General features: G+C 72.9%; 19 protein-coding genes. 7 read left to right on the top strand and 12 right to left on the bottom strand.

Going from position 1 to position 20,547, the window contains the following annotated elements; all coding sequences use genetic code 11:
* Positions 1 to 145: 145 nt before the first annotated feature.
* Both JWQ92_RS06865 and JWQ92_RS06870 read left to right on the top strand, forming a co-directional pair.
* Positions 146 to 1,255 (top strand): transaldolase family protein, encoded by a 1,110-nt coding sequence (locus JWQ92_RS06865; protein ID WP_297343724.1) that lies wholly within the window; start codon positions 146 to 148, stop codon positions 1,253 to 1,255.
* A 252-nt stretch (positions 1,256 to 1,507) separates the two neighbouring features.
* Positions 1,508 to 2,947 carry a sugar porter family MFS transporter gene (locus tag JWQ92_RS06870; RefSeq protein ID WP_297343725.1) on the top strand — a complete coding sequence of 480 codons (1,440 nt, stop codon included), beginning with the start codon at positions 1,508 to 1,510 and terminating at the stop codon, positions 2,945 to 2,947.
* Between the two features lie 111 nt (positions 2,948 to 3,058).
* Here JWQ92_RS06870 and JWQ92_RS06875 read toward each other — a convergent pair whose 3' ends face one another.
* A complete protein-coding gene (locus JWQ92_RS06875) occupies positions 3,059 to 3,757 on the bottom strand; it encodes a Type 1 glutamine amidotransferase-like domain-containing protein (RefSeq protein WP_297343726.1) in 699 nt (232 codons plus the stop codon).
* 97 nt (positions 3,758 to 3,854) lie between these two features.
* Here JWQ92_RS06875 and JWQ92_RS06880 point away from each other — a divergent pair, with 97 nt between their 5' ends.
* Positions 3,855 to 4,610 (top strand): sulfite exporter TauE/SafE family protein, encoded by a 756-nt coding sequence (locus tag JWQ92_RS06880; RefSeq protein WP_297343727.1) that lies wholly within the window; start codon positions 3,855 to 3,857, stop codon positions 4,608 to 4,610.
* 41 nt (positions 4,611 to 4,651) lie between these two features.
* On the opposite strand, the gene JWQ92_RS06885 is transcribed toward JWQ92_RS06880, so the two are convergent.
* From JWQ92_RS06885 to JWQ92_RS06910, 6 genes are all read right to left on the bottom strand, one after another.
* Positions 4,652 to 5,422, bottom strand: a complete 771-nt coding sequence (locus JWQ92_RS06885; RefSeq protein WP_297343728.1) for an alpha/beta fold hydrolase — start codon at positions 5,420 to 5,422, stop codon at positions 4,652 to 4,654.
* Positions 5,419 to 5,931, bottom strand: coding sequence for an SRPBCC domain-containing protein (locus tag JWQ92_RS06890; protein ID WP_297343729.1), 513 nt, complete (start codon positions 5,929 to 5,931; stop codon positions 5,419 to 5,421). Before JWQ92_RS06890 ends, JWQ92_RS06885 begins: the two co-directional genes overlap by 4 nt.
* On the bottom strand, positions 5,928 to 6,236 hold the full coding sequence (locus tag JWQ92_RS06895) for a helix-turn-helix transcriptional regulator (RefSeq protein ID WP_297343730.1): 309 nt from the start codon (positions 6,234 to 6,236) through the stop codon (positions 5,928 to 5,930). Before JWQ92_RS06895 ends, JWQ92_RS06890 begins: the two co-directional genes overlap by 4 nt.
* Before the next feature lie 199 nt (positions 6,237 to 6,435).
* Positions 6,436 to 7,593: a cystathionine gamma-synthase gene (locus JWQ92_RS06900; protein WP_297343731.1), complete on the bottom strand. Its 1,158-nt coding sequence runs from the start codon at positions 7,591 to 7,593 to the stop codon at positions 6,436 to 6,438.
* 14 nt (positions 7,594 to 7,607) lie between these two features.
* Positions 7,608 to 8,972 (bottom strand): cystathionine beta-synthase, encoded by a 1,365-nt coding sequence (locus JWQ92_RS06905; protein ID WP_297343732.1) that lies wholly within the window; start codon positions 8,970 to 8,972, stop codon positions 7,608 to 7,610.
* A 137-nt stretch (positions 8,973 to 9,109) separates the two neighbouring features.
* Positions 9,110 to 9,292 (bottom strand): hypothetical protein, encoded by a 183-nt coding sequence (locus JWQ92_RS06910; RefSeq protein ID WP_297343733.1) that lies wholly within the window; start codon positions 9,290 to 9,292, stop codon positions 9,110 to 9,112.
* Positions 9,293 to 9,444: 152 nt separating this feature from the next.
* Here JWQ92_RS06910 and JWQ92_RS06915 point away from each other — a divergent pair, with 152 nt between their 5' ends.
* Positions 9,445 to 10,989, top strand: coding sequence for a hypothetical protein (locus tag JWQ92_RS06915; RefSeq protein WP_297343734.1), 1,545 nt, complete (start codon positions 9,445 to 9,447; stop codon positions 10,987 to 10,989).
* 59 nt (positions 10,990 to 11,048) lie between these two features.
* On the opposite strand, the gene JWQ92_RS06920 is transcribed toward JWQ92_RS06915, so the two are convergent.
* Both JWQ92_RS06920 and JWQ92_RS06925 read right to left on the bottom strand, forming a co-directional pair.
* On the bottom strand, positions 11,049 to 13,550 hold the full coding sequence (locus JWQ92_RS06920) for a bifunctional lysylphosphatidylglycerol flippase/synthetase MprF (protein ID WP_297343735.1): 2,502 nt from the start codon (positions 13,548 to 13,550) through the stop codon (positions 11,049 to 11,051).
* Positions 13,547 to 14,902 carry an alpha/beta hydrolase-fold protein gene (locus tag JWQ92_RS06925; RefSeq protein ID WP_297343736.1) on the bottom strand — a complete coding sequence of 452 codons (1,356 nt, stop codon included), beginning with the start codon at positions 14,900 to 14,902 and terminating at the stop codon, positions 13,547 to 13,549. The genes JWQ92_RS06920 and JWQ92_RS06925 overlap by 4 nt, the downstream gene beginning before the upstream one ends.
* Before the next feature lie 163 nt (positions 14,903 to 15,065).
* On the opposite strand from JWQ92_RS06925, the gene JWQ92_RS06930 reads away from it, so the two are divergent.
* Complete coding sequence (locus JWQ92_RS06930) at positions 15,066 to 15,668, top strand: hypothetical protein (protein WP_297343737.1); 603 nt, start codon at positions 15,066 to 15,068, stop codon at positions 15,666 to 15,668.
* Positions 15,669 to 15,714: 46 nt separating this feature from the next.
* The gene (locus tag JWQ92_RS06935) at positions 15,715 to 16,332 is read left to right on the top strand and encodes a trans-aconitate 2-methyltransferase (RefSeq protein WP_297343738.1); all 618 of its coding nucleotides are present in this window, start codon (positions 15,715 to 15,717) and stop codon (positions 16,330 to 16,332) included.
* A 204-nt stretch (positions 16,333 to 16,536) separates the two neighbouring features.
* On the opposite strand, the gene JWQ92_RS06940 is transcribed toward JWQ92_RS06935, so the two are convergent.
* Entirely contained in the window at positions 16,537 to 17,544 is a 1,008-nt protein-coding gene (locus JWQ92_RS06940; RefSeq protein WP_297343739.1) for a sugar phosphate isomerase/epimerase, read from the bottom strand.
* 386 nt (positions 17,545 to 17,930) lie between these two features.
* Positions 17,931 to 18,692, bottom strand: a complete 762-nt coding sequence (locus tag JWQ92_RS06945; protein ID WP_297343740.1) for an alpha/beta hydrolase — start codon at positions 18,690 to 18,692, stop codon at positions 17,931 to 17,933.
* 254 nt (positions 18,693 to 18,946) lie between these two features.
* Here JWQ92_RS06945 and JWQ92_RS06950 point away from each other — a divergent pair, with 254 nt between their 5' ends.
* Complete coding sequence (locus tag JWQ92_RS06950; protein ID WP_297343741.1) at positions 18,947 to 19,858, top strand: DMT family transporter; 912 nt, start codon at positions 18,947 to 18,949, stop codon at positions 19,856 to 19,858.
* 28 nt (positions 19,859 to 19,886) lie between these two features.
* Here JWQ92_RS06950 and JWQ92_RS06955 read toward each other — a convergent pair whose 3' ends face one another.
* Positions 19,887 to 20,546 (bottom strand): methionine ABC transporter permease, encoded by a 660-nt coding sequence (locus JWQ92_RS06955; protein WP_297343742.1) that lies wholly within the window; start codon positions 20,544 to 20,546, stop codon positions 19,887 to 19,889.
* Position 20,547 lies beyond the last annotated feature (1 nt).

A 20,547-nucleotide genomic window follows, 5' to 3' on the forward strand; every position in this document is an offset into this window, starting at 1 on the left:
CCGCCCATTTGTCCTGACATATCCGGAAGCGTACGCCCGGGATGCCTCGCGCCGCAAACTTTGTACTGACATTGTCAGCGGGGGTGATTACCCTGGGCCGGGCCGCTCACCGCCACGGCTCGCGCGCCGATCGACCGGAGGAATCATGACGATCACTGCTCAGACGCCACAGCCGGCGGGAGCGGGATCACCGCTCCCGCTCCGCCTGGCGGCGGACACGACGCCCACCGCCCTCTGGAACGACTCGGCGGACCCGATCGAGCTCGCCCGCTCGATCGAGTTCGGCGCGGTCGGCGCCACCTGCAACCCGGTGATCGCGTACACGGTCATCAAGTCGCACCTCGCAGAATGGGCTCCGAGGATCACGGCGATGGCGGAGGAGCACCCGACCGCCGGCGAATCCGAGCTGGGGTGGATGGTCGTCAAGGAGCTGTCCGTCGACGCAGCGAAGCTGCTCGAGCCGGCGTTCGACGCGTCCGACGGCGTCAACGGGCGACTGTCGATCCAGACCGACCCGCGCCTGCATCGCGACGCGAAGGCGCTCGCCGACCAGGCGGTCGAGTTCTCGCAGCTCGCCCGGAACATCATCGTGAAGATCCCGGCGACGAGGACCGGAATCGAGGCGATCGAGGACGCGACCTATCGAGGCGTCAGCATCAACGCGACGGTGTCGTTCACGGTCCCTCAGGCGATCGCGGTCGCGGAGGCGATCGAGCGGGGATTCAGCCGCCGGGAGGCGGAGGGGCTGCCCACGGAGCACTTCGGCTCCGTCTGCACCATCATGGGCGGCCGGCTCGACGACTGGTTGAGGGCCTGGACCGCGCAGCACCGGGTCCTGGTCGATCCCGGCCACCTCGAGTGGGCGGGCGTCGCAGCCTTGAAGAAGGCGTACCGGCTCTACAAGGACCGCGGCTATCGCGTCCGCATCCTCTCGGCGGCCTTCCGGAACTCCATGCAGTGGAGCGAGCTGATCGGGGGCGACCTCGTCGTGTCACCGCCGTTCGACTGGCAGGCACGGATCAATGAGAACCGCATCCCGGTCCGGCCGCACGCGATCGACGAGCCGGTCGACCCGGAGATCATCGCCACCCTTCGGTCGAAGGTCCCGGAGTTCGTCCGCGCGTACGACGAGGGCGGCATGCGCATCGACGAGTTCGAGCGATTCGGCGCAACGGTGCGCACGCTGCGGCAGTTCCTCGAGGCCGACGCGCAGCTCGACGCCCTCGTCCGGGACATCCTGCTGCCGGCCGTCTGAGCGAGTCACCCGAGAGTTCCGGTCGACCCGGATCGTGGCCGACACGGCCGCGGCGCAGGACCGTGGAGGTCGTCGTAGGACGACTGCCCCACGCCCAGGCAACCCGACAACCCCGCCCCGAACTTTGTTAGGACATTCGGACCACCTGCGATACGCTCACCGCGCCGATCGACGTCCCACGAGCGAGAGGGGCGCCGTATCCGGCTTGAGGAAGAGCCGAGCGCGGCCCGCGCAGAACCGAGGGAGACATCGATGTCCAATTCGCCCGCACCGACCCGCCCCGGCGCCGGGGTCGCGCCGGTTCCCCGCAGCGGCTTCTTCGCGCTGCTGACCGTCATCGCCACCCTGGGCGGCCTGCTCTTCGGGTACGACACGGGCGTCATCTCGGGCGCGCTGCTCTACCTGCACCAGTCCTCGCTGCACCTCACCGCGGCGGAGCAGGGAACGGTCGTCAGCGTGCTGCTCTTCCCCGGCGCCGCGCTCGGCGCGCTCGGCGGGGGGCCCGTCGCCGACCGGCTCGGTCGCAGGGCGGCGCTGTTCGTCTGCGCCGTGCTGTTCCTGGTCGGTGCAGCGGGTAGCGCCCTCGCCCCCACGTTCGCCTTCATGGTCGTCGCGCGTGTGCTGCTCGGCCTGGGCGTCGGCGCCGCGTCGGTCATCTGCCCCGTCTATCTCGCGGAGATGGCACCCGCCGGCCGCCGCGGCCGCATGGTCACGATCAACGAGCTCATGATCGTGTCCGGCCAGCTGCTCGCCTTCGTCATCAACGCGATCCTGTCCGCGACCATCCATTCGGACGAGGTCTGGCGCGTCATGCTCGGCGTCGCCGCAGTCCCGGCGGTCGCCCTGCTCATCGGTCTCTTCCTGCTCCCCGAGTCGCCGCGCTGGCACGCCGTCCGCGGCGACGTCGACAAGGCGAGGGCGGTGCTCGCACTGGGCCGCCCCCAGTCGGAGGTGGAGGCCGAGCTGAACGAGATCTCGTACACCGCGGAGATCGCCAGCCGTGAGAAGGGTCACACGATCCGGGACCTCGTCGACAACCCGTGGATGCGTCGACTCCTGTTCATCGGCATGGGTCTCGCCGCCGTGCAGCAGGCGACCGGCATCAACACCGTCAACTACTACGCACCGACCATCCTCGAGAGCGCGGGCCTCGGCACCAACGCGGCCCTGGTCGACACCATCGCCGTCGGCGTGACGAGCGTCACGATGACCCTCCTCGGCATCTGGCTGCTCGGCTTCGTCGGCCGCAAGAAGATGATGGTCATCGGGTTCACCGGGGTCGCATCGTCCCAGGCGGTGCTCGCACTGGCGTTCCTGCTCCCCGAGTCGGGGTTCCGGGTCGTGCTGATCCTCGCGGCGATGCTGCTCTTCGTCGCGTTCGTGCAGTGCTTCATCGGCACGGGCGTCTGGCTGCTGCTGTCGGAGATCTTCCCGCTGGCGATCCGCGGCTTCGCGATGGGCGTCTCGGTGTTCGTGCTGTGGCTCGTGAACGCGCTGATCTCGTTCCTGTTCCCGATCGTGAACGGAGCGCTCGGATCCACCGGCACGTTCGCGATCTTCGTGCTGATCAACCTCGTCTCGATCCTGTTCGTGTCCCGGGCGGTGCCGGAGACCAACAAGCGCTCCCTCGAGTCGCTCGAGGCCGAGTTCCGTGGCGTCTCGACGGGCGCGATCACGACCGTCTACCGCTGACCCCGTCACGGAGAGGCCCTCGCAGGCGCTCCGCTGCGCTCAGCCGGTTTCCGGTGCCGAGCGCAGCGGAGCCCTCGCCGCGGCTCCGATCGATCCGCGCGGCCCCTCGGATCACCGCGAGTCGACGAGCCGTGCGCTGCCGTCGAAGCGGAGCCAGTGGCCGCTCGAGACGACCTCCGGATCGGCCGCAGGGTCGCGCACGATCAGCGCGGACGCGTCGTCGAGGAACCAGATCGGGCCGCCGAGCCGGGCCGCGCTCCCCGCCGCCCATTCGTCCGTCGTGTGCGGGAAGAACGGGGCGCCGAGGTGCGGCAGCAGGAACCAGTCGAAGAGCGGCACCGCCGGGGCGACGGACCCGAGCTGGAACAGCTCGACCTCCTCCTGATCGTCGAACGCCTCGACCGCGGCAGCCTGCAGCCGGGAGAAGATCATCGAGCCGGCGCTCTGCCCGACATAGACCTTCTCGTCGAGCAGGTCTCGAAGCACCGGCGCGAGCCCCGTCGCCGTCCAGGCGTGCGCGAGCCAGTGGTTGCTGCCGCCGTAGCCGAAGACGGCATCGGCCGACCGGAGCCGGGACTCGACCAGTGAGGGCGGTCCGGAGAACAGGGACATGACGTCGAACTCCGCCCACCCGAGCGAGCGATGCTGCTGCAGGTGCTCGAGCATCTTCGACTTGTCGCCCGGGAAGGGGAGCATCGCATCGAGCACGACGACCATCCGCGCTTCCGACAGCGGCTTGTCCAGCAGGTCGACCAACGCGTCGTGAACCGGACCGGGTCGCACCCCGTTGGACGTGAGCAGCATGCGCATGCCCGCATCCTGACACCGCCGGCCGACTCCGCGACGGCGCCGGGATCCTCCGGGTCACCCGGATCCGCGTCCGCCCCGTCGCTGCGATCATCGGGCTGTGCCCCACGCCGTCCTGATCGCGTCGGTCCTGCTCCTCGCAGGCGTCGCTGCCGGCATCGTCGGCACCGCGGGCGGCATCACGAGCCTCGTCGCCTATCCGGCACTGCTCGCCACCGGCATCCCCCCGCTCGCCGCGAACATCACCAACTCGGTCGCACTGCTGGGCAGCGGGATCGGTTCCGCGAGCAGAGCGGCGCCCGACGTCGCCGGGCACGGGGCGACGATCCGCCGATGGGCTGCGGTCGGCGCGCTGTGCTCGTCGGCCGGCGCGGTCCTGCTCGTCGTCACGCCCGGGCGGGTGTTCGACCGGGTCGTGCCGTTCCTGGTGCTCGCGGGAGCGGCGATCCTCCTCCTGCAGCCCGCGATCACCCGGTGGCAGCACCGCAGGCAGCGCCGCTGGAGCCGCACCGCGATCGCCGCGGGCCTCGGAGGCATCACGCTCTACAACGGCTACTTCGGCGCCGGCTCGGGGATCCTGCTGATCGCCCTGCTGCTGCTCACCAGGGAGCCGGTGCTGCACCGCGCGAACGCCATGAAGAACGTGATCCTGATCGCATCCGATCTCCTGCCCGCCGTGCTGTTCGCCGCCGTCGGCACCGTCGTGTGGTCGGCGGCGGTCCCCTTGGGCGCCGGCGCGGCGATCGGTGGCCTGATCGGGCCCTCCGTCGCGAGGCGCGTGCCCGCGCGCGCCATGCGGTGGCTCATCGCAGCGTGCGGCGTCGTCCTCGCCGGGTGGCTGTTCCTGCGCGGATGATCAGCCACCAGGCGCTCCGCTCGGTGCCGGGCGCCCGACCCTCAGCGCACGAACGCGACGAGGGCCTCGGCAGCGGGACCCGGCGCGATGTCGTGGGTCTGGCCCGCGAGCTGCTCGAAGCGACCGCCCGACGCCTCCGCCACCGCCCGGGCACCGTACTGCAGGAAGCCGGGCGACGCGCCGCCCGCGAGGGCGAGCACCTCGGCGTCGAGCCCGTCGAGCGCCGGCACCCTGCTGTCGCCCATGGCCGCGTCGTCGTAGGCGAGGGTCGGCGCGAGCGCCTCCATGCCTGCCCAGCCGGGCGAGTGGCGCATGCCCGCGACGGCCTCGGGCGGCATGCCGACGCGGCGCAGGAACGCCTCGACGGCCGCACCCCTGTCGCCCCGGTCGAGCGTCTCACCCAGCTCGGCGGTGTAGGCGAGGGCGCCCGGGAGCGCCGGCTCAGGCATGAACGGCGGCTCGTAGACGGCGACGCGGTTCACCGCGTCCAGGGCGGCAGCGGCCCGGAGAGCGAGTGCTCCCCCGGAGGACATGCCGAAGAGCGCCACCGGTCCGCCGGCCGCGGCCGCGATCGCGGCGAGGTCCTCGACCTCGCGCTCGACCGCGAAGGGCGCGGTGTCGCCCGAGGCTCCACGCCCCCGGCGGTCGTACAGCACGACCCGCAGCGCGTCGCCGATCGCATCCGCGATGCCGCGCATGGGGCCGCTGCCGCGGAAGCACATGGCGCCGTCGACGAGCACGACGGTCGGCCCGGTGCCGTGCACCTCGTAGGCGATCGCGGTGCCGTCGGCGGACTGGACGAACTCGGTCACTGGTGCTCCTTCTGGTGGAGGTCGCGGCGCAGCAGGGCCTCGAGGGTGTCGAGGGCGCGGCCGAGACCGGACTCGATCCCGAAGCCGATGGCACGGTCCCGGTCGAGGGTGGACTGGTGGCGGATGCGGATCACGAGCTCGGTCGCATCGGCCTCGCCGGCCGGGAGCAGCTCGATGCGGACGTTGGCGGCCGGTCGCGCCTCGGTGACCGCGCCGGTCGCATCCGACGAGGTCTCGAGGTAGGTGAGCGCGGTGGGCGGCGTGATCTCGCCGTACACGGCCCTGGCCCAGAACTCCTCGCCCGTGCGGACGCCGCGGAGGAGGTAGTGCCACACGCCGCCGGGGCGGAAGTCGACGGTGCACCAGGCGACCGGGTAGTCGGGCGGCCCCCACCAGAGGGCGAGCTCCTCGGGCTCGGAGAGGGCGCGGAAGACCCGCGGCACCGGTGCGGGCAGCGTCCGCACGACGTCCAGCCCGTGGCGGAGGCGCGTGACCTGGGCGGCGCTCACGGCCGCTCGTCCCGCAGGCGGGCCTCGAGGCGGTCGAGGCTCCCGGTCCAGAGCGACTCGTAGTGGTCGACCCAGTCGCGCAGCCGGGCGAACGCGGCGCCCTCGAGCCGGCAGCGGCGCCACTGCGCCTCGCGCTGCCGCGAGACCAGGCCGGCCCGCTCGAGCACGGTGAGGTGCTTCGAGACCGACGGGGTGGCGACGCCGAGGCGTTCCGCGAGCTGGCCGACGGTCGCGTCCCCGGCCAGCAGCTCGTCCACGAGGCGCCGGCGGGTGCCGTCGGCGAGCGCGAGGAAGACGGCGTCCATGCCGTCGGACTTTCCTGCTGTCGCAATTGCCACAAGGGGAAACTACTGGACAGCGCGCCATCCTGTCAACGGGACCGCCCCCGGCGAGGGCTCGATCCGCGTCCAGCGCTCGGTGATCCCGCTTCGGGAGGGGCCTCCCGCCGGGACCGCCGCAGCTCCGGGAGGCGCCGCCTGGCGGCTCCCGTCGGAGCCGCGGGGATCAGTGGGTGCGGAGCGCGTCCTCGAGGTCCTGCTGCAGGTCGGCCAGGTCCTCGACGCCGACCGAGAGCCGCACGACGTTCTCCGGCACCGCGAGCGGGGTCCCGCGAACTGACGCGTGCGTCATCAGGCTCGGGTATCCGATGAGGGACTCCACGCCGCCGAGCGACTCGGCGAGCGCGAAGAGGCGGGTGCGCTCCGCGAGACTCCGCGCGGCCGCCTCACCGCCGGCGAGCGCCACCGAGAGCATCCCGCCGGATCCGCTCATCTGCCGCGCCGCGATGTCGTGACCCGGATGATCCGGGAGGCCCGGGTAGTAGACCCGCTCGACCGCCGGGTGCGCCGCGAGCTGCGCCGCGATCGCGCCGGCGCTCTCCGTGTGGCGCCGCATGCGGAGGTCGAGGGTCTTGATCCCGCGGGTGAGCAGCCACGCCTCGAACGGCGCGAGCACGGCCCCTGCCGCGAACTGCAGGAAGCGCACCCGCTCGGCGAGGGCCTCGTCGGAGGTGACGACCACGCCGCCGAGGGCGTCGGAGTGGCCGCCGAGGTACTTCGTGGCGGAGTGCACGACGACGTCGGCGCCGAGCGCGAGGGGCTGCTGGAGCGCGGGCGACGCGAAGGTGTTGTCGACGACCACGAGCGCCCCGTTGGCGTGCCCCGCCGCCGCGAGCGCGACGATGTCGACCACCTTCATCAGCGGATTGGTCGGCGTCTCGATCCAGAGCACCCGGACGGGCTCCGCGAACGCGGCCTCGACGGCAGCCGCATCGGTGAGGTCGACCGTCTCGAGCCGCACCCCGGCCGGCTCATGGATCCGCTTCAGCAGGCGGTACGTGCCGCCGTACGCGTCGTCGCCGAGCAGCACACGATCCCCCGCAGCGAGCACCGCCCGCAGCAGCCCGTCCTCGGCGGCGAGCCCGGACGCGAACGCGACGGCGTTCGTCCCCTGCTCGAGCGCGGCGACCTGCTGCTCGAACGCGGTGCGGGTGGGGTTGCCGCTTCGGCCGTACTCGTAGCCCTCCCGGAGTCCGCCGATGCCGTCCTGGACGAAGGTCGACGTCTGATGGATCGCCGGGGTGATGGATCCGGTGGTGCGGTCGGGCTCCTGGCCGGCATGCACGGCGCGGGTGGCGAAGCCGGGGAGGCGCTGGTCGGGCATCGGGCTCCTTCTGGTCACTCGCTGACGAACGCGAGCAGGTCGGATCGGGTGAGCAGGCCCATGGGGCGGCCGCCGGCGGTCACGAGGAGGGCATCCGCGTGGACGAGCGACGCCCGGGCGGCGGCGATGGAGTCGTGCGCGCCGATCAGGGGCGGCGGCGGCCCGACGAGGGACTCGATCGGGTCGCGGAGGTCGCCCGTCTCGGAGTAGATGTGGTCGAGCAGCCGGCGCTCGTCGACCGCGCCGACGACCTCGCCCATCGCCAGGGGCGGGTCGGCCGTGAGGACGAGGAGCTGCGAGACGTCGTAGCGGCGCATCGTGACGATCGCGTCGCGCACCGTGTCGGTGGGCCGGACGGCGAGGAGGTCGGGCAGGCCGTCGTGCTTCGAGCGGAGCACCTGCTCGACGGTGGTGCCCTCGCTGGGCTCCTCGAACCCGTAGGAGCGCATCCACCCGTCGTTGAAGATCTTGCCGAGGTAGCCACGACCGCCGTCGGGCAGCAGCACGACGACCACGTCCTCCGGCCCGAGCCCCTCCGCGACGCGGAGCGCGGCGACCACCGCCATGCCGCTGGAGCCGCCCACGAGCAGGCCCTCCTCCCTGGCGAGACGCAGCGTCATCCGGAAGGCGTCCGCGTCGGACACGGCGATGACCTCGTCGGCGACCTCCTGGTCGTACGCGGCGGGCCAGAAGTCCTCGCCGACCCCCTCGAGCAGATAGGGCCGCCCGGTACCGCCCGAGTAGACGGATCCCTCCGGGTCGGCGCCGATGACCCGGACCCGGCCGGACGAGGCGTCCTTCAGGTACCGGCCGGTGCCGCTGATCGTGCCGCCGGTGCCCACGCCCGTCACGAAGTGCGTCAGGCGGCCGTCGGTGTCGCGCCAGATCTCGGGCCCCGTCGTGGCGTAGTGGCTCAGCGGGCCGTTGGGGTTGGCGTACTGGTTCGGCTTGTAGGCGCCGGGGATCTCCCTCGCGAGGCGGTCCGACACGCTGTAGTACGACTCCGGGTCGTCGGGTGCCACCGCGGTCGGCGTGACGACGATCTCGGCGCCGTAGGCGGTGAGCACCGCCCGCTTGTCCTCGCCGACCTTGTCGGGCAGCACGAACAGGCAGCGGTAGCCCCGCTGCTGGGCGACGAGCGCCAGACCCACGCCGGTGTTGCCGCTCGTGGGCTCGACGATCGTGCCGCCGGGCCGCAGCAGGCCGGCGCGCTCGGCCTCGTCGATGATCCGAACAGCGATGCGGTCCTTCACGGATCCGCCCGGGTTCAGGTACTCGACCTTCGCGAGCACGGTGGCCGCGGTGCCTGCCGCGACACGGTTGAGCCGGACGAGCGGGGTGTCGCCGATCAGTTCGACGACGGACTGGGCGTAACGCACCTGACTTCTCCTGCACCGGTCATGCGCCGAGCCCGTGCGCCGGACGGGACCAGGTCGAACCCGACGACACGCGCGCAGGAGCGCGCCTCGACCCTACCCGTCCCCGGCGCGGCGCCTCGATGCGGCGCCGCAGTCGGTCAGTCGAACCCGATGGGCCGGCCGCGCGACTCCCGTGATCGCGATGCCGGACGCGTCGATCGGCGGTCGGCCAGCCGGATGGTGCGCCCCACCGCCATGGCGACGGCCCCGGCGCCACCGAGCCACAGCAGACCGCATGCCGGCACCAGGACGGCAGGACCGAGCGCGAGCAGGTGATGCATCCGTCCTGGCTACCCCTCCCGGCACTGAGCCGGCACGGAGAATCCGCCGGGGAGCGGCGCCGGGCTGCGCAGAACATGACCGTCTCGGCGGCGGGTGACCCGATCGGCGTGGCATCAGGGCCGTCTCAGTCCCGGCCGCGGACGTTGAGAGCGTGACCACGCTGTCCGCCGACCGTGCCACCGTTCGCCCGGCGCGTGCCGCGGACCGGGCGGCGACGTCCCCGCCCGGGTGGGTGTGGGGCCTCGTGCTGCTCGCGATCGGCCTGCTGGCGGTCGTCGTTCGTGTGCGCCTCCTCGTCCAGTCCGGTGGATTCGACGGCTCGGACGGCTACGACGACGGCGTCTACTACGCGGCGGCGGACGCGCTCGTGCACGGCCGCCTCCCCTACCGCGACGTCCTGCTGCTCCAGCCGCCGGGAACGATCCTCGCGCTCGCTCCGTTCGCCTGGTTCGGCTCGCTCACGCACGACCCCTACGGCGTCATCGCCGCCAGGCTCGCCTTCATCGCCGTCGGAGGGGTGAACGCGGCGCTCATCATGCGCATCGCGCACCGGTTCGGCGTCGTCGCGGCCCTCACCGCCGGCGTCGGCTACGCGGTCTTCTTCCCCGCGGCCTACAGCGAACGCAGCACCCTGCTCGAACCGCTCGGCACCTGCGGACTGCTGCTCGCGGTGCTGCTCGCCGACCGGGCGGCGCGCCACCCGCGCACCGGCATGCTGCTCGCGGGCGCCGCCGCGGGCGCGGCCATCGGCATGCGGATCTGGTACGTCGTCCCGGCTGCGTTGATCGCCGCGGTCCACTGGCGATCCGCCGCCCGGTTCGTGATCGGCGCGGGAACCGCCGCAGCCGCGATCTACGGCCCGTTCCTGCTCGTGAGCCCGGCGGCCCTTCTGCAGCAGGTCGTCCTCGACCAGCTGGGGCGGCAGCGGACGACGACCGTTCCGGTGCAGGAACGGCTCTCGACGCTGCTCGGCGCGATGCCGCTGCACCTGTCCCAACCGTGGTCGGCGCTGCTCAGCCCGACCAAGGTCGGCCCCCTGCTGCTGATCGGCCTGCTCGCGTGCTGCATCGTCACGCTCGGCGTCCGCGGCGCTCGCCTCCACCCCCTCGCAGCACTCGCCGGGATCGCCGTGCTGCTCGCGAGCCCCTCCTACTTCCTGCACTACGGCGCGCTCACCGCACCCTGGATCGTCCTCACGGTCGCGATCGGGTCCGCGCGGATCCTCGCCCGCCTGCGCTCGGTACCCCTGCGCGGGCTGCTCGCCGGGCTGCTGCTCGTCGCCGTCGCAGCGCTGAACCTGCGCGCCGTCGGCATCGCGCAGCCGAGCGCGCCCATCCCCGTCTCGGTGCTCCGGCCCGCGGCGCTGCGGGTGCCGGGCTGCGTGATGGCCGACGACCAGCAGATCCTCGCCGCGCTGGACGTGCTGAGCCGCGACCTCGCCCGCGGCTGCCGACTCTGGCCCGATGTCACGGGCTACACCATGGACCGCGACGCGGTCCGTGTGCGCGGCACGCCCCTGCCGCGACGTGAGGACGAGGTGTGGCAGCAGGACGTCACCCGCTACCTGCTCTCCGGAGATGCGGTCGTCGTGCATCGCGCGGCGACCGACCTCGACCCCGACTCGAGTCGCCTCGTCCGGGCCGGTCGTGTGCTCGCGCACGCAGGCACCTGGACGCTCCACGCCGTCGGCCGCTGACCGACCCGTCCGAGGAACTCCGTGGAGCGCGAGCAGCGCAGGAGCACACGCGGTCCGGATCAGCGCAGGGAGCCCGCCAGCCGGGCGACGTCGGGCAAGGACATGTCGGGGAGGTAGGCGCGGGCGATCGCGATCCCGATCCCGGGGAGCGCAAGGGGGTCGGGGAACGCGAGCACCACCGGTCGCACCGCCGGCTGGAACTTCTCCTTGAATGCGGCGAGGGACCGGAACCCGTAGGCGGGCTCGAGGACTCGGGCGAGGGCCTCGAGCGCCCGCGGCAGCTCGTCCTCCCCCTCGCTCGACGCGGCGAGGGGCGCGACCGAAAGGCTGAGGAACTCCACGCCCTCCTCCCTCGCCTGCAGCGCCATCGACGCGATGAGGAACTCCATGACGCCGTTCATGCCGTCGGTGCGGCGTCGCATGAAGTCGAGCGTCCAGCCGATCAGCGCGCTTTCGTGGTACGTCGGCAGCCAGCTGGTGACGCCCTCGACGCGCTCACCGGGCCCGACCGCGAGGAGCAGTCGGACCTCCGGATCCTTCAGCTCGTCGATGCCGCCGAGCGTGAACTCGAGCTCGGGCAGCCTGCGGTCGGCGACCCACTCCTCCGAGATGGCCGTGATCTGCGACCGGAGCCCCAGGGAGCACTGGTCCCAGCTCATCCGCATCGCCCTGACACCGGCGCGCTCGGCCCGGTTGATCGAGGAGCGCACGTCCTGCCAGCGCTTGCCCTTCATCGAGAAGGCCTGCGGATCGATGACCGTGTCCTCGCCGATACGGATCCACGGCCACGACGGGCCGCCGCCCAGGTCAGCGGCGAACTCGGGTCGTACGGCGTAGAAGACGGGGGTGAGACCGGCGTCGTCGCAGAACAGGGCGAACTCGCCGGCCGCCCGTCCGCGGCCGTCCTCGGGTCCCACCGGCTCACCGACGGTGATCGCGACACCGTTCACCTCCCGATAGGCGACCGCGTGGGTGCCGTCGGCGGCGAACCACAGGCGGTTGCCCCGCCACAGCGCCATGTGCCCGAGGGACCCGGCGGATCCTCGCCGAAGGATCGCCCGAAGCCGGTCGAGCTCACCGGCGGCGGGCGCCGACCGGCGGGACAGCGCCGCCACCGCCAGCGCGCCGAGGAGCACGAGCCAGGCGAGAGGTCCCGGCAGGTCGAAGACGCGCTCGGCGGCGTCGGTCGCCGGCACGAAGTCGAGGCGCCGGAACCGCAGGAAGCCCACCGGCACGTATCGCTCCGGGAGATCGCCGAGCAGGTCGGGCAGGCCGACGTGCGGGGTGAACTGCTGCCGCAGCAGCAGGCCGATCCCCACGTAGAGCACTGCCGTCGCGAGCAGGCCGCCCGTGACGGCGACGGCGAACCCGATGGCCGCGCGCCGCGACGGCCTCACGTCGAAGTGCCGGAGCATCGTGAGCACGGCGATCGCGACGCCCGCGGGCACCCCGACGGCGAGGATCGTCTGCAGGTTCGGCCCCGCGGCACCGCTTCGCGAGATGAGCTCGTCCGGGTCGAGCACCGCGGGCAGGAATCCGAAGTAGATGCCCGCGAGCACGGCGAGCAGCCCGTTGACGCCGACGGCGACGAGAGCGGCGATCCGCCTGCCCCGCCACATCGCGAACGACGCCATGAGCAGCACCACCAGAGGGAGCACGGTGAGCAGCACGGCGCCCGGTCCGTTCAGTCGCGCGAACGCGATGTCCCGCACGCAGCCCGCGGCCGGGTGGGGCACTCGGCAGGCGGCCCGCAGGCTGCCGAGCGGCGGCAACGTGTCGCGGAAGAGGAGCCCGAGCGGCCGCAGCAGACCGTAGCCACGCGGCACGACGAGGGCGACCACGGGACCGACCGCGCTCACGGCGACGAGGGACGCCATGAGGCTCCGCGCCTCGTGGTGGGAGCTGCGCGGCCACGTGAGCGCCGGACGCCTGCGGGCGAGCAGGAGCCCGAGCGCCAGCCCGGTCACCGCGGCGAGCAGTCGGTAGAGGTCGCCGGGCTGGCCGGAGTAGAGCAGCACGACGACCGCGCCGAAGAGCCCGATCAGCCGGATCCGCCGTCGCCAGAGGGGGCCGCTGACCGCGCTGGCCGTGAGCAGCGCGCCGAGCACCGGGGTGAGCGGCCCGGCGGCGGGCGCCCCCTCCACCGGAGTCGTCCAGAGGGCGTGCGTCATGACGCCGAGGGATTGGAGGGCCACGCCGGCGATCACGCCGACCGACGAGGTGAGCACGTACGCGAGGACGGTCCAGGCCGTGCCGAGGACCCGTTCGACCGGTACCAGCACGACGAGCGCCGCGGCGACGCCCACGGCCAGTCCAGCGACGGTCCTCGGCACGAAGATCCCGGACCAGAGCGCGATCAGCTCGAGCGGATGGGCGCCTGCGGCCCGCGGGGGCACCTGCGCCAGCAGGGGCGCCCGCACCAGGGAGCCGTCGGCGATCCCGACGACGATCAGCAGCACGGCGAGACCGCACGCCGCGGGACTCCTACGGACGGTGCGCACCAGGCGGCGGGCGATGCCGTCGCGGCCGGGGACGGAGGGAACCGCGGCCGGCGCGCTCATGAGATCCCCCACCAGGGCAGCAGCCTCGGCAGGCCCCAGGCGAATCCTGCGGAGCCGGTGTTCCAGTTGTGGGCGACGCCGGGCAGCACCGTCGTCTCGGTGCGCATCCCGGCCGCTCGCGAGGCGGCGGCCAGGCGCGGCGTCACCGGCCCGTACCGGGTGTCCGCGGCGCCCACGGAGTAGAGCGCGAAGGTCTGCCGGTACGGCGCCTTGCGGCGCATGATCGCGATCGGCTGCGCCGCCTTCCATGCCGCTGTGCTGCCGCGGAACGCCACGTGGACGGTGTGGGCTCGGGTGCCGTCGATCGGACCGATCTCGGACGAGATCGCGAGGTAGGAACCGAACACCGCCGGGAAGCCGGAACCGAACTGGACGGCGCAGGTGGCCCCTTCGGAGAAACCGGCGACGGTCCACTCGCGCCGGTCCGAGGAGACGGGCAGGTGCTGGAGCACCCAGCCGCGCACGTCGTCGAGCACGTAGTCCTGCACGTTGCCCAGCCGCGAGTTCACGCACATCGGATTCGCACGGAACGCGCCGAGCTGGTCGGGCACGACCACGACAGGCGCGAGCCCGTGATGGGCGCGGGCGATCCCGTCGAGCGTCGCCTGCAGGCCGCCGGCGAGGAAGACGTCGGAGGGCCCCCCGGGCTCGCCGGAGAACGCGATCACGACCGGCAGCTTCGGCGGATGGGCCGTCTGCGCCGCGGGCGGGAGGTAGATCCAGGCGGGGCGGGCGTGCCAGTGCGATTCGGCGCCGGGGATCGTCACCGTGCCGACGGTGCCGGTCGACGGCATGGAGGCAGGCGCGCGCCAGCCGCGCAGGGCTGCCCGGGCCTCGGCGCCCCCCGTCACCGACAGAGCCCGGACTCCGGTGATCCCGACCACGTCGCCGAGCTTCGGGAAGTAGGCGACGTCGCGGTTGATCATCAGACCGCCCGCCGCAAGGGCGAGCGGGATCGCCAGCACCGCGACGACCTTGCGCCACCAGCGGGTGTGGACGAGGTTCGCGATCGCGAGCCCGACGCCGGCGCCCGCGGCCGCTGCGGCCGCCCGGATGACGGGGGATGCCGGCACGCCGAACAGGTCGTCGACGTCGACGACGACGACCACGACGACGGAGGCGGCGAGCGCCCCCACCCCGGCCGCGAGCATCGCGCCGGGCCACCAGACCCGCAGGCGTGCGCGCACCCCGGGGACGGGCACCAGGAGCACCAGCGCCGCCGCCGCAGCGACCGCGTAGACGGCCACGAGCACCCGCACGGACTCGATGGGCAGCCCCGTCAGCCAGCCGGGCACCGTCGACCCCGTGTCGCGCGGGCGCAGCCGGACGTCGAGCGCTTCATGAGCGACCACCTCCGTGGGGCCATCCTCACCGCCTCCCGCTGAGGTGGCGCGAAGGATCAGGACGAGGGCGCTGCCCGATCGGTTCGGGCGCTCGTAGCCGCCGTCCCGCGGACTCCAAGGAGGCGTCCGGGTCGACGCGGGACGATCCCGATCGATCAGAGGGAGGACCTCCATGCCCGACGAGCCCGGCAACCAGACCCCGAACACCCCCGACGTGAGCGAGACGGAGCTGCGCGCGGAGAAGGTCGACCAGCTCCGTCGGGAGGCGCGGAACGAGGGTGTCGGCGGCGCCTCCTCGATGCGGAAGGAGGAGCTGGTGCACGCGGTCGCCGAAGCGCGGTCCGGGAAGGGCGGCTCCGCCGGCGGCGACCAGGACGACTCGTCGCGCGGCGCGGGTCCCGACGGGGGCCGCATCCGCACCGGCCCCGACACCTCCAAGTCGCTGAAGTACTCGCAGGAGGTCACGTCGACGGACGAGGACCCCGAGCGGCCGGGCCGCAGCCTCGTCACCACCCACCACGACGTCATCCGCAAGTGGGCCGAGTCGCGGAACGGCACGCCGGCGACCGTGCCGGGCACCGAGCACGGGGACCACCTCGGCGTGCTGCGCATCGACTTCGGTGACGACGACGACCGGCTCCGCCACGTCTCCTGGGACGAGTGGTTCCGGACGTTCGACGACCGCCGGCTCAACTTCATCTACCAGGAGGAGCGCTCCGACGGGCACACGTCCACGTTCTTCCGCTTGGAGAGCCCGGACCGCGAGGACGCCTGACCGGCTTCCCTGGCGCGGACCGGCGCTCCGGCGTCAGAGTGGGTCCGTGATCGACCGGTTCGCGCGGGACGCGTGGGAGCAGCACTGGCGCGAGGCGCAGCGCGACGGGTCGGCCGATGCGGACGCGCCGAACCCCTACCTCGACGACGAGACGCTCGGACTCCCGCCGGGGACCGCCCTCGACGCGGGCTGCGGCACCGGCGCCGACGCGGTCCGGCTCGCCGCGTCCGGGTGGGCGGTCACCGGCGTCGACATCGCTCCCAGCGCCCTGAACGCGGCGGCGCGGCGCGCCGGACGGGCGGCGGTGCCGGTGACGTGGATCGAGGCGGACCTCACCACGTGGGAGCCGTCGATCCCCTTCGACCTCGTGACCACGGCGTACGCCCACGCGTCGATCCCGCAGCTGCGGCTCTACCACCGGATCGCCGAGTGGGTCGCGCCGGGCGGCACGCTGCTGATCGTCGGGCACGGCGCTCAGCCGGCCGGCTCGGCTGACGACCACGGGCCGCCGGAGGGGTCGACGGCGACGACCGCCGACATCACCGGGCTGCTCGAGGCGGCCGGATGGCGCATCCGGACCGCGAGGGAGGGCACCTCGGCCGTACCCGGCCACCCGGTGCGGCATCACGACGTGGTCGTGCGCGCGGAGCGCCCGGTCGCCTGAACGCCGTTCAGACCCTCACGTCGAGCGTCCGAGGTCGGTGGTCCCGTGGGCACGGTCGCGGTGGCGGGCCTGCCGCAGGTCGAGGACCACCGCCTCGTCGTGGGCGTGATCCGCGCTCATCTCGGACAGGCGGCCGCCGCGTCCTGACAGCGGCATCGTCGATACGGCCACCGGGAGCGAACCGCGCGCTCGAGGACCTCGGGGTCAGCCGCGTTCGCTCGAGAAGGCCGCGTCGAAGGCGGTCGCCGACGGGGTGAGCGCGTTCGCGCGCACGAACTCGAGCGCCTGCGGGGCGCCGACGAGCCGGTCCATGCCCGCGTCCTCCCACTCGACCGAGAGGGGGCCGTCGTAGCCGATCGCGTTCAGGGCGCGGAAGCACTGCTGCCAGGGCACGTCACCGAGCCCGACGGAGACGAAGTCCCAGCCGCGCCGCGGATCCGCCCAGGGGAGGTGCGACGAGAGCCGCCCGTTGCGGCCGTTGCCCGTCTGCACCTTCGAGTCCTTGCAGTGCACGTGGTAGATCCGGTCGGCGAAGTCGAGGATGAACCCCACCGGGTCGATCTGCTGCCAGACCATGTGGCTCGGATCCCAGTTCAGCCCGAAGGCCGGCCGGTTGCCGATCGCGTCGAGCATGCGCTTCGCCGTCCAGTAGTCGTACGCGATCTCGCTCGGGTGCACCTCGAACGCGAAGCGCACGCCGAGCTGGTCGAACACGTCCAGAATCGGGTTGAACCGGTCGGCGAAGTCCTGGAACCCCGCTTCGACCATCTCGTCGGGGACGGGCGGGAACATCGCGACGGTCTTCCAGATCGATGAGCCGGTGAAGCCCGTGACCGTGGAGACGCCGAGGGCCTTCGCCATGCGTGCGGTGTCCTTCAGCTCCTCCGCCGCGCGCTGCCGCACGCCCTCGGGCTCGCCGTCACCCCACACGCGGTCGGGGACGATCCCCCGGTGGCGTGCGTCGATCGGGTCGTCGCAGACGGCCTGGCCGACGAGGTGGTTCGAGATCGTGAAGACCTGGAGGCCGTTCTTCTCGAGGATCGCCTTCCGCCCGGCGACGTAGTCGGCGTCGTCGTGGCGGGCGACGTCGAGGTGGTCGCCCCACGAGGCGATCTCGAGGCCGTCGTAGCCCCACTCCCCCGCGAGGCGGGCCACCTCCTCGAACGGCAGGTCGGCCCACTGGCCGGTGAACAGGGTGACGGGGCGGGTCATGGAGTCTCCTTCGCGAGCAGGGTGCGGATCAGGACACCGCCGGCGTACCGACCGGCATCCGTCCCGCTACCACCTTCGTACTCGCTGCTGGGGGTTCCGCTCCACTCCGGGTGAGGTGCCTCCCCGAAACCGGGGCGCGGCCCCTCGACCGAGCCGCCCATTCCCCGGGGCCGTCAGCCGCGGCCCTTCTGCCCGCAAGGGTTCAGGAGCGCATCCATGATCCGGTCCGGCACGCCCACCTCGGTGGCCGAGGGCCGTCTGCCGGTGGGAACGGTTCCGTCATCGACATCGGCATCGCGCCGTTGCGGTGGAAGGCGTTCGGCGGCCTGCAGCAGGTCCCGACGCTGGTCGACCCGGAACGCGCAGCCTCGCGGACGCGATCCGGGTCACCGCCGACCGACCGGTTCCGGAGCACCGAGGTGCCGGGCGAAGAACCGCGTGTCGAAGCGGTCGGCAGGGACGCGGAAGTGCGATCCGGGGAAGGCGTGGAGCGTCTTGTCCTCGGACGCGAGCGCATCGAAGAGGGCGAACCCCGACGCCCGATCGAGCTCGGGGTCGTCCCACGGCACCAGGACCTCCACGGGCACCGTCACCCGGCGGGCGGCCTCGAGCAGCCACGGATACGCGAGCGAGCCGCCGACGATCAAGGCGCGGATCCGCCGATCCGCCGCGGCGAGCGGGATGCCGATCGCCGTCGCGAGGGTCATGCCCGAGTAGCCGATCCGCGCATCCGCACCGATCTCGGGCAGGCCCTGGAGGGCGTCGATCACCGCCCGCCACTCCGGCACCGCCCGATCGGCGAGGGACCGGTTGAAGGGACCGAGCACGGGGCCGAGCGGCCGACCCGTCTCGCGGACCCGCCGCATCTCGGCGATCCAGCGCCGGTCCTCGTCCGATCGGTCCCGGTCGCCGTGACCGGGGGCGTCGATGGCGACCGCGGAGAAGCCGTCGCGCTGCACCGCCTCCCGGGCGCGGGCGACGAGGCCCGGGGCGCCCTTGTGGAGGCCACCGCCGTGGCCGAGCAGGAGGAGGGGGGAGCCGGGGGTCGGCGACACGGGCGACCAGAGCACGCCGGGCACGCCGCCGACCGTGAGGTCCCGTTCGACGACGCCCTCCGACGTCGTCCCCGTGGAGAGGTGGAGCTGCATGTGATGCCTTTCGGGAACGCCTCGATCGGGCGCTTCCTGCGGCAGCTACTGCGGTCGCCCCGTCGCGGCGACGGGAGGGAGCACCCGGATGGGGATGCTGGTCACGGGGTCTCACCTCCTCCGATCGGTCACGAGCGGTCCGACGGTAGCGGCGGGGCGATCCGAGGCACAAGAGCCCGCGCGGGCGGCGCGGTCCCGTGACCGGCCGACGTCGTCGGGATGGGCCAGAGTGGACGGGTGCTGAAGGCTGCCCCGTGACCCGCCGCGGCTGGCTGCTGTTCGCCGCTCTCGGCCTGATCTGGGGCGTGCCGTACCTCTTCATCCGCATCGCCGTCGCCGAGCTCGACCCCGTGGTCGTCGCCTTCGCCCGCACGACGATCGGTGCGCTCCTGCTGCTGCCGCTCGCCATCCGCGCGAAAGCGCTCCGCCCGCTCGTCACGCACTGGAAGGCGCTGCTCGTCTACACGGTCGTGGAGATCGTCGGCCCGTGGGTGCTGCTCGGGCACGCGGAGACGAGCCTGAACAGCTCGACGACCGGCCTGCTCATCGCGACGGTGCCGATCGTGACGGCGGTGCTCGTCACGACGCTCGGGCAGGACAGGCTCACCCCGCGACGGGTGCTCGGGCTGCTCGTCGGGTTCTGCGGCGTCGCGCTGCTCGTCGGCCTCGACTTCCGGCCGAGCGACGGCGTCGCCGTGCTCGAGGTGCTCGCGGTCGTGATCGGGTACGCGATCGGCCCGATCGTGATCACCCGCTTCCTCGCGGGCCTGCCGTCGATCGGCGTGGTCACCGGATCGCTGATCGTCGCGACGGTCGTCTACGCCCCGTTCGCCCTCCCGCGCTGGCCGGGCGCGCCCTCCACGGGCGTGATCGTGGCGGTGCTCGTGCTCGCCGTGCTCTGCACCGCGACGGCGTTCCTCGTGATGTTCGCCCTCATCGCGGAAGCGGGACCGGCGCGGATGAGCCTCATCACCTACGTCAACCCGGTCGTCGCGGTGTCGCTCGGCGCCCTCGTGCTGCACGAGCCGATCACGATCGGTCTGGCCGTCGGCTTCCCGCTGATCCTCGTGGGCTCCGTCCTCGGCACGTGGCGGAACCGGCGGCCGACCGCCGTGGCGGAGGGCGCCGCGTCCGCCGCCGCCCAGGCGCCCTCGGACGCCCGCTGAGCGCAGCCGCTGTCCGGGGCGCCGCCGGTCAGCGTCGCAGCGCTCTGCGCGCCAGGGCGTTGCCCGCGAACTGGCCGACCTGCACGAGCACGATGATCGTCGCGACGGTGAGGTAGACGATCGGCCAGTTGTACCGCTGAGCGCCGTAGGTGATCGCGAAGTCACCGAGGCCGCCGCCGCCGATCGCGCCCACCTGCGCGGTCATGTCGACGATGCCCACGAACAGGAACGTGTAGCCGAGCACGAGCGGGCCGAGGCCCTCGGGGATCAGCACCGTCGCGATGATGCGCAGCGGACCCGCGCCCGCGGCGCGCGCCGCCTCGAGCACGCCCGGTTCCACGCCGACGAGGCTCTGCTCGACGATGCGCGAGACCGCGAACGCCGCGGCGACGGACAGCGCGAAGGCACCGGCGGTCGGACCGATCGTGGTGCCGACCACGAGGATCGTCAGGGGATCGATCGCGGTGACGAAGATGATGAAGGGGATCGGCCGCACGATGTTCACGACGACGTTGAGCACCGTGTAGACGGCGCGGTTCGCGAGCAGGCCGCCCGATCTCGTCGTGGCGAGCGCGACACCGAGCACGAGCCCGACCACGCCCGAGGCCACGAGCGAGATGACGACGATGTAGAGGGTGTCCCAGATCGCCTGCACGTACTGGGGCAGGTCCGCGATCAGCTCGTCCATC

It is taken from the genome of Amnibacterium sp. (assembly GCF_025463795.1).
Lineage (GTDB): Bacteria > Actinomycetota > Actinomycetes > Actinomycetales > Microbacteriaceae > Amnibacterium.

Coding starts and splice junctions, on each gene's coding strand:
- JWQ92_RS06940 (WP_297343739.1), bottom strand. CDS start 17,544: ATGACCCGCCCCGTCACCCTGTTCACCGGCCAGTGGGCCGACCTGCCG.
- JWQ92_RS06955 (WP_297343742.1), bottom strand. CDS start 20,546: ATGGACGAGCTGATCGCGGACCTGCCCCAGTACGTGCAGGCGATCTGG.
- JWQ92_RS06900 (WP_297343731.1), bottom strand. CDS start 7,593: ATGCCCGACCAGCGCCTCCCCGGCTTCGCCACCCGCGCCGTGCATGCC.
- JWQ92_RS06930 (WP_297343737.1), top strand. CDS start 15,066: ATGCCCGACGAGCCCGGCAACCAGACCCCGAACACCCCCGACGTGAGC.
- JWQ92_RS06895 (WP_297343730.1), bottom strand. CDS start 6,236: ATGGACGCCGTCTTCCTCGCGCTCGCCGACGGCACCCGCCGGCGCCTC.
- JWQ92_RS06945 (WP_297343740.1), bottom strand. CDS start 18,692: ATGCAGCTCCACCTCTCCACGGGGACGACGTCGGAGGGCGTCGTCGAA.
- JWQ92_RS06875 (WP_297343726.1), bottom strand. CDS start 3,757: ATGCGCATGCTGCTCACGTCCAACGGGGTGCGACCCGGTCCGGTTCAC.
- JWQ92_RS06870 (WP_297343725.1), top strand. CDS start 1,508: ATGTCCAATTCGCCCGCACCGACCCGCCCCGGCGCCGGGGTCGCGCCG.
- JWQ92_RS06910 (WP_297343733.1), bottom strand. CDS start 9,292: ATGCATCACCTGCTCGCGCTCGGTCCTGCCGTCCTGGTGCCGGCATGC.
- JWQ92_RS06865 (WP_297343724.1), top strand. CDS start 146: ATGACGATCACTGCTCAGACGCCACAGCCGGCGGGAGCGGGATCACCG.
- JWQ92_RS06920 (WP_297343735.1), bottom strand. CDS start 13,550: ATGAGCGCGCCGGCCGCGGTTCCCTCCGTCCCCGGCCGCGACGGCATC.